This window comes from Streptomyces pilosus (assembly GCF_014649835.1).
In the GTDB taxonomy this organism is placed as follows: domain Bacteria; phylum Actinomycetota; class Actinomycetes; order Streptomycetales; family Streptomycetaceae; genus Streptomyces; species Streptomyces pilosus.
Genome location: NZ_BMTU01000022.1, coordinates 34,770 through 45,035, shown reverse-complemented (window position 1 = coordinate 45,035; position 10,266 = coordinate 34,770). Strand labels below are relative to the sequence as shown.

Genomic DNA, 10,266 nt, shown 5'->3' with positions numbered 1-10,266 from the left:
CGGCGGACCCCGAGAGTCGTCCCGTGACCCCACGGTGTCGAGGATCATGCTGTGTCAAGGTCGATGCCGACGGCACCAGCCGAGCGAAGCGAGTGCCCGAGGTCTCCGGCGAGGATGCGGGGGTGGCGCCGCCACCACCACAGGTCGGGGCCGGGCAGCCTGTGGAACTGGTGGAGGAATTGGCGGAGTGCTTGACCGTCGTCATCGACGGTCGCGGCCTTGTATCGGTCGTCCAGGGCTTTGATCTGTGGGGTCCACAACTGGACGATGTGTTCATCCAGCAGGAGCCACGCCTCGTTCAGCCAGTTCCGGCAGTAGAGGTCGTTGATGTATTCATCGATGTCGTCGTCGTAGCCGCGCTCTATGACGCGAACCAAGGCGGCCCACGCATTCACCCTGTCAGCGACTGTGAATGCCATCCGCCAGCCGCGCCGGTATAGCAGTTCTCCCACCTCGGTCTCCGTAGCCATGGGCGTGAGGCTCTCACGCCGAATCCGTGCGGGCGAGCGAGATAGGTCCCGGTCGGAGGCTGCGGGTTCGAGCGTGATCGCGATGAGACGATCTCGCCGCGGCTATGTGATCACGGCGTCCTGGGCATGTCCTCCACGGGGCAGAGGGAGGGGCCGGTCCTCCCTCCCCCTGCCTTCGGAGGGTGTTGCGGTTGAGCTCGCCTGCTATGAACTGGTTGCGCTGTTCCACAGTTCGCTGCTGTGGGCGTCGATGAGGGTGCTGATGTGGGTCAGGACATTGTTGGCCGGCTGCGGGTCGAGTCGGCGTCCGTCCCGCAATCGCAGTGCGACGAGGTTGTCAGCCGCTTCCTTGGCGCCGATGACGACTTGGTAGGGAACCAGACGGGCTTCTCGGATGCGCGCGCCCAGACTGCCCCGTTCCGGGCCGACCATCTCGGCACGCAGTCCAAGGCCGGTGCAGCGTTGGGCAAGCGCCACGGCGTTCGGCACTTCGGAGTCGGAGATGGGAAGGATCACCAGTTGAGTAGGGGCGAGCCAGGCGGGGAAGGCGCCGCCGTGCTGTTCGATGAGATGGGCGACGGCTCGTTCCACACTGCCGATGATGCTGCGGTGAACCATGACCGGGCGGTGTTTGGCGCCGTCCGCGCCGATGTAGTGCAGGTCGAACTGTTCGGGCTGGTGGAAGTCGACCTGAACGGTGGACAGGGTGGACTCCCGTCCTGCCCCGTCGGTGACCTGCACATCGATCTTGGGGCCGTAGAACGCGGCCTCCCCCTCGGCCGCTTCGTAGGACAGGCCGGAGTGGTCGAGGACGTCGGCCAGCAGGGTGGTGGATCGCTGCCACTTCTCGGGCGCGGCGACATACTTTCCGCCGGGGCCAGGGAGGGAGAGTCGGTAGCGGGTCGCGGTGATGCCGAGTGCCTCGTACGCCCGGCGGATCATCTCCAGTGCTGCCCGAGCCTCCTCGGCGACTTGATCCAGGGTGCAGAAGATGTGCGCGTCGTTGAGCTGGATGGCCCGAACACGGGTCAGCCCACCAAGCACGCCGGAAAGTTCGGAGCGGTACATGCCGCCGAGTTCGGCCATGCGCAGCGGCAGTTCGCGGTAGCTGTGGGAGCGGGAGCGGTAGATGACCGCATGGTGAGGACACAGGCTCGGCCGTAGGACGACCTGCTCGGCGCCGAGGTCCATTGGGGGGAACATGTCGTCGCTGTAGTGCGCCCAGTGCCCCGAGATCTCGTAGAGCTCCCGCTTGCCGAGCACCGGCGAGTACACGTGCTGGTAGCCTGCCCGCCGCTCGGCGGCGCGGATGTACTCCTCCAGGGTGTGCCTCACGGCCGCACCGTCGGGCAGCCAGTACGGCAGGCCGGCGCCGATCAGGGGATCGGTGTCGAACAGGCCCAGTTCGCGGCCGAGCTTGCGGTGGTCGTGCACGGTGATCATGACGGTCTCCTTGCTGGTTGCGGAGCAAGTGACCGGCCTACGACGAAGCCCCGGGGCACTTGCCCCGGGGCTTCGGATCAGGTCGTCTGTCAGCGCGCCGGGACACTCTCCGGCGTCGTCGTCATGTCAGCGCGCTTCATGTCGATCACGGTAGCAGGGGGCCCCGGTCTCCGGACGGCCTTTTCTCGACCGTCGTGTGGCGAGTTCGGGAAGGGACGTTGTCGCCTTGCTTCGCAGGCTGACATCGACGCGAGTGGGTCGGCCCGGTGGACAACCCCGTCATCGCCACCGCCCTCATCGACGTCCACGAGCGCGTGAACGCCGGTGATGCCTCATGGCCACCGCCGGCGCGCAGGCGCGAACCGTCCTGCAGCACCTGAGTACGCGTACTCAGGTGCTGGCTGCCGAGCTTCTCCATGCTGGGGCGCGAACGCAAGACCGTCTCAGGGGGACATACGCATGGACCACGCCGTGCAGCTGCGCACTGCCACGCCTCGGGATCACGACTGGATCCACGAACTGCGCCACCGGGTGTACGCGGAGGAGCTCGGCCAGCATCCGGTGGATCCGTCGGGAAGGCTGAGTGACGGACTCGACGGCGACAACATCTATCTCGTGGCCGCGCGCGGCGAGACGCGGATCGGCTTCATCAGCCTTACGCCGCCGTGGGCCGGCCGCTACTCCCTCGACAAGTACCTGACGCGTGAGGAGCTGCCGATCCTGACTGAGGAGGCGCCGTTCGAGATCCGCGTCCTGACCGTCGAGGAACACTGGCGCTCCACTGCAGTGGCGCCACTTCTCATGTACGCGGCGCTGCGCTGGGTCGCGGCGCGGGGTGGCCGTCGGGTGGTGGCGATGGGACGCACGGAGCTGCTCGACATGTACCTCGCCGCCGGACTTCGGCCGGTGGGGCGCACGGTCCGCTCGGGCGCGGTCTCGTTCGAGGTCCTCAGCGGCTCCGTGGCCGAGCTGACGAGGACGGTCGCGGAGCGTCACGGCCGGATCCTGGAGCGGCTGAGGACGGGCTTCGACTGGCGGCTCGACGTGCCCTTCGCGCCGCCTGCGGACGGCTGTGAGCACGGCGGGGCGTTCTTCTCGGCGATCGGCACGGACTTCCGGACCCTGACCCGCCGTCACGAGGTGGTCGCGGCGGATGTGCTGGACGCCTGGTTCCCACCGGCCCCAGGTGTCCGCGCGGTCCTCTCGGAGGACCCGGGGTGGGTGGCCCGAACTTCGCCGCCGACGGGCGCGGAGGGACTGCTCGCGGAGATCGCCGCGGGCCGCGAGCTCCCGGTGGAGTCGCTGGTCGTCGGGGCGGGCTCGTCCGATCTCATCTTCCGTGCGTTCGGCCGGTGGTTGACGCCGGGAAGCCGGGTGCTGCTGATCGATCCCGGCTATGGGGAGTACGCCCATGTCACCGAACGGGTGATCGGCTGCAGGGTCGACCGGCTACAGCTGCGCCGGGAGGATGGCTGGCTGCTCGACCCGCTCCGGCTCGCCACCGCGACAGGCGATGGACGGTACGACCTCGTGGTCGTGGTCAACCCGAACAACCCGACGGGCCGCCATGTCCCGGCCGACGCGCTGCGCGCGGTGATCGAAGCCTCGCCCGTGCGAACCCGGTGGTGGATCGACGAGGCGTACCTGGGGTATGTCGATCCGGCGGACTCGCTCGCCGGGCTCGCCTCGGTCGACGCCCGGGTCGTGGTGTGCACCTCGCTGTCCAAGATGTACGCGCTGTCGGGGATGCGGGCCGCATACCTGGTGGCCGGTCCGGAGACGGCCGGGGAGCTGCGGCGCTGGACGCCACCGTGGCCCGTGAGCCTGCCGGCCCAGCTGGCTGCCGTGACGGCTCTGCGTGACCCCGCGTACTACGCAGAGCGCTGGGCCCACACTCATCTGCTGCGCCGGGGACTGGCGTACGACCTCGAGGAACTGAACGGGTTCTCCTCGGTCGACGAAGGGGCGGCGAATTTCCTCACGGTGACCCTGCCGCCTGACGGAACGAGCGCGGGGTGGCTGGTGCGGGAGTGCCGACGGCACGACGTGTTCCTGCGTGACCTGTCGCCGATGTCCCCTGCGTACGAGGGGCGAACCGTCCGGATCGCCGTCCGTGACACGGCGGAGAACGCGAGAATCGTGGCGGCGTGCCAGAGCGCCCTGAACGCGCTGCGCGAGCCGGCCGCAGTGGTGTCGGCCGCGCCGGGACGGGCCTCCCGGTGACGACGGTCGCCGGTCTCGTACCGTACCTGGGCGGAGCAGTTGCGCTCGGAGGCGTCGCCGTGGCGGCAACCCGGCGCCGTGAACTGATGATCCGCTGGTGCGTGTGGGCGCTCGGAGTGCCCCTGGTGACCGCCGCGTTCTGGCTCGGTCCACCGGGGATCGCGGTGCTCGTCGCTGTGGTCGGTGTGGTCGCCGTGGCGGAGTACTGCGGGCTGCTCCAGTTGGGGCCGGTGGACCGGGCAGTGCTGGCAGCGGCGGTCGTCGGGCTCGTCCTCACCGCCTGGCTGGCCCCCGCGGAGGTGCTCCGGGTGACGGCGGCCGGGGCGCTTGCGATTGCCGGGGTGCCGTTGTTCTCGGGCGATGCGGAACACGGGCTCCGCCGCCTGGGCGCGGGCCTGCTGGGGCTCGTGTGGCTGGGCGCCCTGGCCGGCCTCGTGTCGTCCGGCGCCCTGGGCCTCGTCCTCTTCGTGGCCGTATCGATCGCCGACATCGTCGCGTACGCGGCGGGTCGCCGAATCGGTGGCCCCCGGCTCTCCCGGCTGTCGCCCGCCAAGCGGTGGAGCGGCACGCTGGCTGGGGCAGCGGCCGGTCTCCTCACGCTGGCCGTGCTGTCCTCTCTGACGTGGCAGACGGCGGTGGCCGTGGCGGTCGGCGGGCCGCTCGGGGACCTGCTGGAGTCGATGGTCAAGCGAGGCGCCGGCGCCAAGGACGCCGGCCGGTGGCTGCCCGGCTCCGGCGGCATCCTCGACCGGATCGACTCCCTCCTCGTCGCTCTGGCAGTGCTGTTGGTGCTGAATTGAGCGGGAATGATGTGGTGGGTGTAGTGGCCAACGCAGCGATTCACCGAGGCGGAGTAGGACTTCACCCAACCCCTATCGGACACTCCTGAATGGCCGAGGTCAGTCGTCGGCCGCGGGCCAGTGCGCCTGTATACACAGAACGACGAAGACGCCACCGCCGACTTCACCCACGCCCGCTAAGAGTGTGATCCATCCAAGCCGGGCGTCCCAAGACGGTTGAAGCCGGCGAGGCGCGGTGAGACGACGAAGGGGAAGGATTCGCCATCGGGGGTCTTCAGTGCCGCCACGATGTCATGGTCCGGTGCACCGAATACCTCGAATTGCTGCACGGTGCAGTGCTCCATTACTTCGCGAATGTACGGATCCGAGAGCCGCCAGTGGGCGCGGATGGCATCGGAGTCGCGGTAGAGCTGGAAGCTGTGTGCCAGCATCCGCTCCTCGTCGATGAAGACCTCGACCATGAGCTGTGGGCCGTGTTCTTGAGCGAATACCACTGCCTGCGTGATGGCGCGTCGGAAACCGTCGAGGTGACCGTCCGTGATGTGCATGGTGTTGCGGAAGAGAATGGTGCTGCTCTTTGCGATCTCCATGCGCCGAGTGTTGCGCCTCAACCAAGGTTGAGGTCAAGGGTGCAGCCCAGCCACCGGCCTTTCAGTGGTCACGAGTGGGGACCAGGTGCCGTCGACGATGACCGCGTCATCCGGGTGGAGCGGCGCAAGCTGCGCGCGTTCATGGAGGCCGACAGCACCACCGCGGTCGCGCGGCACCGCCGACCGCCCGACCATGCAGGCGTCGGCCGGAATGTGACTGCGGTCCTGGGTTGTGAAGGCGTGTCAGCGCGGTGGCGTCTTCGATGTGAAGGTTGTTCCCGTGTTCGGCGCTGTGTTTCACGTGTGGGCTGGCTGCCCGCGGTGCCCGGCCGGTCAGGTGATGTCTGCGCCCGCGTCAGTAGGTGCCTGGGTGGCAGGCCCTCCGACTGGTCGGGTCTTTCGGGGCAGCGGCAGATGCCCTGACGACACCCGGCCGCCGCTGCGGCGTCCGTTGCGGCGCAGGTGCCGGCTGGGTGCTTGGTCCCGGCGCCGACTGCAGGGAGCGTGTCGGCGTCGCGTCGTCCTGGCGGGCGGATGGCGGCTGTGGCGGGAGTCCTGGTGGGTGGTTCGGGTCCGCGCTGGGAGAGCGACCGTTTGCGGTCGTGGAGGTCGTGGAGGTCGTGGAGGCTGGTCAGGTCCTCGCGTCGGGGTTGGGTCGAGAGGCTGGGGGAGTGGGGCGGTGTTGAGGGTGTTGTGGGTGTCGCTCAGGTGGTCGCTTTCGGTGTGGTGGGGGCGATCTCGGCGATCAGGTTCTCGACCAGGGTTTTGATCTGGTCGCGGATGGGGCGGACGGCCTCGACGCCCTGGCCGGCCGGGTCGTCGAGGGTCCAGTCGAGGTAGCGCTTGCCGGGGAAGACGGGGCAGGTGTCGCCGCAGCCCATGGTGATGCACACGTCGGATTCCTTGACCGCCTCGACGGTAAGGATTTTGGGGACTTCAGCGGAGATGTCGATGCCGGCCTCGGCCATCGCGGCGACTGCGGCGGGGTTGACCTGCTTGCCGGGGTCGGAGCCGGCGGAGCGGACCTCGACGCGGTCGCCGGCCAGGTGGGTGAGCCAGGCGGCGGCCATCTGGGAGCGGCCGGCGTTGTGGACGCAGACGAACAGGACGGACGGCTTCGTGCCGGTGCTGTCGGGCATGGGGGTGCTTCTTTCGTCTCGCGGCGGCCGTACGCCGCCCATGACATCAGTATCCGCTGGTATCAGCGAACGGTGATGTGAAAGTATCAGCGCATGCTGACTTCAGTCGATCCTGATGTGATCCGGGCGTTGGGTGATCCGCTCCGGCTGCGGATCGTGACCTTGCTGGCGCGCGAGACGCTGTGCACCACGCACCTGGTGGAGGAGACCGGGGCCAGGCAGACGAACCTGTCCAACCACATGAAGGTGCTGCGCGAGGCCGGGCTCGTGGAGACCGAGCCGTGCGGCCGCTTCACCTACTACAGGCTGAAGCCGGAGGTACTGGACCGCCTGTCCGAGCAGTTCGCCGCACTCGCCGCTTCCGCCCGCACCGCCGCCGGAAACAAGAGGGCATGCCCGTGACGTCCACCGAGCCCACCACTGGCCGAGCCCGGAGCCCTGAGGCGACCGCGGAGGACTCGATCGTCAGGAAGCTCGCCACCCTCGACCGCTACCTCGCGGTGTGGATCCTCGCCGCGATGGCCGCCGGTCTCGGTCTGGGACGCCTGATCCCGGGGCTGGACGACGCGCTCGCGAGGGTGGAGGTGGGTGGGGTGTCGCTACCGATCGCGTTCGGTCTGCTGGTCATGATGTATCCGGTGCTGGCGAAGGTCCGTTACGACCGGCTCGATGCTGTCACGGGCGACCGCAAGCTGATGGCCTCCTCGCTGATCATCAACTGGGTCGTCGGCCCGGCGGTCATGTTCGCGCTCGCATGGATCTTCCTGCCGGACCTGCCCGAGTACCGCACCGGCCTGATCATCGTCGGTCTGGCCCGCTGCATCGCCATGGTCATCATCTGGAACGACCTCGCCTGCGGCGACCGCGAGGCCGCCGCCGTCCTCGTCGCCCTGAACTCCGTCTTCCAAGTCCTCGCCTTCGGCCTGCTGGGCTGGTTCTACCTCGACCTGCTGCCCGGCTGGCTCGGCCTCGGCGACGGCGAACACCTCGACATCTCCCTGTGGGAGATCGCGCTGAACGTGGTGATCTTCCTCGGCGTGCCGCTGCTGGCCGGGTTCCTGACCCGCCGCCTGGGCGAGAAGAAGCTCGGCCGCGAGCGCTACGAGCAACGGTTCCTACCGAGGATCGGGCCGTGGGCGCTGTACGGGCTGCTGTTCACGATCGTCATCCTCTTCGCCCTGCAGGGGACGACCATCACCTCGCGGCCTTGGGACGTCGCCCGGATCGCGCTGCCGCTGCTGGTGTACTTCGCAGTCATGTTCTTCGGCACGTTCGCCCTCGGCAAGGCGATCGGCCTGGCCTACGACCGCGCCACCACCCTCGCCTTCACGGCGGCGGGAAACAACTTCGAACTGGCGATCGCGGTCGCCATCGCGACCTTCGGCGTCACCTCCGGTCAGGCCCTGTCGGGTGTCGTCGGACCGCTCATCGAAGTCCCGGTGCTGATCGGCCTGGTCCATGTCGCCCTCGCCTGGCGTAGCAAGTTCGCCCCCGGCGCGGTGACGAGCGCACCGTGACGCGGCAGACAGATGTGGTGGTGATCGGCGGCGGCCAGGCAGGTCTCGCCGCCGGCTACCACCTGCGCCGGCGCGGTCTCGACTTCGTCATCCTCGACGCCGGTGCGGCGCCGGGCGGGTCGTGGCAGCACATGTGGGACTCGCTGCACCTGTTCTCCCCGGCCGAGCACTCCTCGCTGCCCGGCCGTCTCATGCCCGCCCAGGCGGGCAAAACCTACCCGGGCGCCGGGCATGTGGTGGACTACCTCGCCGACTACGAGAAGCGCTACGACCTGCCCGTCCAGCACGGCACCCGCGTGGACGCCGTACGCCGCGACGCGGGCCGGCTCCTGGTCGAAGCGGACTCCATCACCTGGCGGGCCCGTGCGGTCATCAGCGCCACCGGCAGCTGGTCGCGGCCCTTCCTGCCTGCCGCGCCCGGCCGCAGCACCTTCACCGGCCGACAACTGCACACAGTGAACTACCGCTGTCCGGCCGACTTCGCCGGGCAGCACGTGATCGTGGTGGGCGGCGGGAACTCCGGCGCCCAGATCGCCGCCGACCTCGCCCTGGACCGACGCTCCGAGGTGACGTGGGTGACCCGGCGCCCGCCGCGCCTCCTGCCGGACGCCATCGACGGCCGTGCCCTGTTCGACGTCGCCACCGCCCGCCGCCGCGCCCTGGACGCCGGTCACGCCGACACCGGCGGGGTGGCTTCGCTCGGCGACGTCGTCGCCGTACCCTCTGTCCGCGCGGCCCGCGACGCGGGACTCCTGACCACGAAGGGGATGTTCGCCGAGCTCACCGCTACCGGTGTCGCGTGGGCCGACGGCAGCCGTAGCGACGCGGACACGGTGATCTGGTGCACCGGCTTCCGCCCGGCACTGGCCCACCTCGCCCCGCTGAACCTGCGGGGCCCGCGCGGGCACCTCCCCACCGACGGCACGCGTGCCCTCGGCGAGCCGCGGTTGCACCTGCTCGGCTACGGCGACTGGACCGGCCCGGCCTCGGCCACCCTCATCGGCGTCGGCCGCCCGGCCCGCGACGCCGTCCAGCAGATCCGTGATCTCCTGCATCGATGAAGGCCGAAGAGTGACACCCGGCGCGCTGAGAGCTGGCCGACGCGTCCAATGAGCGTTCATGACCGAACATCCCTCGTCCTCCCTGCGGCGCTCCGCTCATACGACCGTGCCGCTGCGGCGCTCGACGAGGACGACGTCGCGCCAGACGCCGTGATGGCGCCCGATCCGCTCTCGCGTTCCGATGACACGGAAGCCGGCCCGCTGGTGAACAGTGAGGCTGGCGGTGTTCTCGGGGAAGATCCCCGACTGGATCGTCCAGATCCCGGCCGCCTCCGTGGAATCGATGAGCGCCTTCAGCAGGGCGGAGGCGACGCCGCGGCCGCGGGCGGCGGGGTGGACGTAGACGGAGTGCTCCACCACCCCCGCGTACGCGCACCGGTCGGAGACCCCGCTCGCGGCGACCCAGCCCAGCACCGCCCCGCTCTCGCCGACGGCGGCGAAGCGGTGCTCGGGCAGCTTCGCGGCGTCGAATGCCTCCCAGGCGGGCGGGCTGGTCTCGAAGGTGGCGTTGCCCTCGTCGATGCCCGCCTGGAAGATCGCCAGCACCTGCTCGGCGTGCTCAGCCGTCAGCGGCACGACCACCGTGCTCAACGCCACGCCCGTCACTGCTCTCCCGTCCCGTCGGTCGTCAGGCCGCGGTGGGCAGGGCCAGCAGCTTGCCCATGGCGGCGAGAACGGACGGCTCGACCCGGTAGTAGACCCAGGTGCCGCGCCGCTCGGAGGTGAGCAGTCCGGCCTCCTTGAGCTTCTTCAGGTGGTGGGAGACGGTGGGCTGGGAGACCCCGACGTCGGAGATGTCGCACACGCACGCCTCACCGCCTTCGTGGGAGGCCACGGCCGAGAAGAGACGGAGCCGGACCGGGTCGCCGAGTGCCTTGAACATCCGCGCGGCGGTCTCGGCCTCCTCTGCGGTCATCGGGCGTTCGGTCAGCGGCGGGCAGCACGGCACCACACCCTGACCGTCGGCGGGCTCGAGCAGCGGCAGCACCTTCGTGTTCGACATGCGTCTATGTTGACACACGT

At 69.5% G+C, this 10,266-nt stretch carries 11 protein-coding genes; 5 read left to right on the top strand and 6 right to left on the bottom strand.

From position 1 onward, the window contains the following. Nucleotides 1–44: 44 nt before the first annotated feature. Both IE118_RS32775 and thrS read right to left on the bottom strand, forming a co-directional pair. Nucleotides 45–470 carry a hypothetical protein gene (locus IE118_RS32775; protein ID WP_189561737.1) on the bottom strand — a complete coding sequence of 142 codons (426 nt, stop codon included), beginning with the start codon at nt 468–470 and terminating at the stop codon, nt 45–47. Between the two features lie 204 nt (nt 471–674). After that, nucleotides 675–1,904 (bottom strand): threonine--tRNA ligase, encoded by a 1,230-nt coding sequence (gene thrS, locus IE118_RS32770; protein WP_189561758.1) that lies wholly within the window; start codon nt 1,902–1,904, stop codon nt 675–677. Nucleotides 1,905–2,372: 468 nt separating this feature from the next. Here thrS and IE118_RS32765 point away from each other — a divergent pair, with 468 nt between their 5' ends. After that, a complete protein-coding gene (locus IE118_RS32765) occupies nt 2,373–4,136 on the top strand; it encodes a pyridoxal phosphate-dependent aminotransferase (RefSeq protein WP_189561736.1) in 1,764 nt (587 codons plus the stop codon). Beyond that, a complete protein-coding gene (locus IE118_RS32760) occupies nt 4,133–4,936 on the top strand; it encodes a phosphatidate cytidylyltransferase (protein ID WP_189561735.1) in 804 nt (267 codons plus the stop codon). The genes IE118_RS32765 and IE118_RS32760 overlap by 4 nt, the downstream gene beginning before the upstream one ends. A gap of 176 nt (nt 4,937–5,112) precedes the next feature. Here the strand turns inward: IE118_RS32760 and IE118_RS32755 are convergent, their stop codons facing one another. Beyond that, the gene (locus IE118_RS32755) at nt 5,113–5,526 is read right to left on the bottom strand and encodes a hypothetical protein (RefSeq protein ID WP_189561734.1); all 414 of its coding nucleotides are present in this window, start codon (nt 5,524–5,526) and stop codon (nt 5,113–5,115) included. A 704-nt stretch (nt 5,527–6,230) separates the two neighbouring features. Next, nucleotides 6,231–6,665, bottom strand: a complete 435-nt coding sequence (locus IE118_RS32750) for an arsenate reductase ArsC (protein WP_189561733.1) — start codon at nt 6,663–6,665, stop codon at nt 6,231–6,233. 93 nt (nt 6,666–6,758) lie between these two features. Between IE118_RS32750 and IE118_RS32745 the strand changes: the two genes are divergently transcribed. Genes IE118_RS32745 through IE118_RS32735 form a run of 3 tightly spaced genes read left to right on the top strand, consistent with a single transcriptional unit; the run spans nt 6,759 to nt 9,243 of the window. Continuing rightward, nucleotides 6,759–7,067, top strand: a complete 309-nt coding sequence (locus IE118_RS32745) for an ArsR/SmtB family transcription factor (RefSeq protein ID WP_189561732.1) — start codon at nt 6,759–6,761, stop codon at nt 7,065–7,067. Then, complete coding sequence (arsB, locus tag IE118_RS32740; protein WP_189561757.1) at nt 7,064–8,182, top strand: ACR3 family arsenite efflux transporter; 1,119 nt, start codon at nt 7,064–7,066, stop codon at nt 8,180–8,182. Before IE118_RS32745 ends, arsB begins: the two co-directional genes overlap by 4 nt. Continuing rightward, complete coding sequence (locus IE118_RS32735; protein ID WP_189561731.1) at nt 8,179–9,243, top strand: ArsO family NAD(P)H-dependent flavin-containing monooxygenase; 1,065 nt, start codon at nt 8,179–8,181, stop codon at nt 9,241–9,243. The genes arsB and IE118_RS32735 overlap by 4 nt, the downstream gene beginning before the upstream one ends. A gap of 96 nt (nt 9,244–9,339) precedes the next feature. Here IE118_RS32735 and IE118_RS32730 read toward each other — a convergent pair whose 3' ends face one another. Both IE118_RS32730 and IE118_RS32725 read right to left on the bottom strand, forming a co-directional pair. After that, complete coding sequence (locus tag IE118_RS32730; protein WP_373303260.1) at nt 9,340–9,840, bottom strand: GNAT family N-acetyltransferase; 501 nt, start codon at nt 9,838–9,840, stop codon at nt 9,340–9,342. A gap of 31 nt (nt 9,841–9,871) precedes the next feature. Further along, the gene (locus IE118_RS32725; protein WP_189561729.1) at nt 9,872–10,246 is read right to left on the bottom strand and encodes an ArsR/SmtB family transcription factor; all 375 of its coding nucleotides are present in this window, start codon (nt 10,244–10,246) and stop codon (nt 9,872–9,874) included. Nucleotides 10,247–10,266: the final 20 nt, after the last annotated feature.

Excerpts from the sequence above, each read along its gene's own strand:
- IE118_RS32755 (WP_189561734.1), bottom strand. The coding sequence starts at position 5,526 with ATGGAGATCGCAAAGAGCAGCACCATTCTCTTCCGCAACACCATGCAC.
- IE118_RS32765 (WP_189561736.1), top strand. The coding sequence starts at position 2,373 with ATGGACCACGCCGTGCAGCTGCGCACTGCCACGCCTCGGGATCACGAC.
- IE118_RS32725 (WP_189561729.1), bottom strand. The coding sequence starts at position 10,246 with ATGTCGAACACGAAGGTGCTGCCGCTGCTCGAGCCCGCCGACGGTCAG.
- IE118_RS32750 (WP_189561733.1), bottom strand. The coding sequence starts at position 6,665 with ATGCCCGACAGCACCGGCACGAAGCCGTCCGTCCTGTTCGTCTGCGTC.
- IE118_RS32775 (WP_189561737.1), bottom strand. The coding sequence starts at position 470 with ATGGCTACGGAGACCGAGGTGGGAGAACTGCTATACCGGCGCGGCTGG.
- IE118_RS32745 (WP_189561732.1), top strand. The coding sequence starts at position 6,759 with ATGCTGACTTCAGTCGATCCTGATGTGATCCGGGCGTTGGGTGATCCG.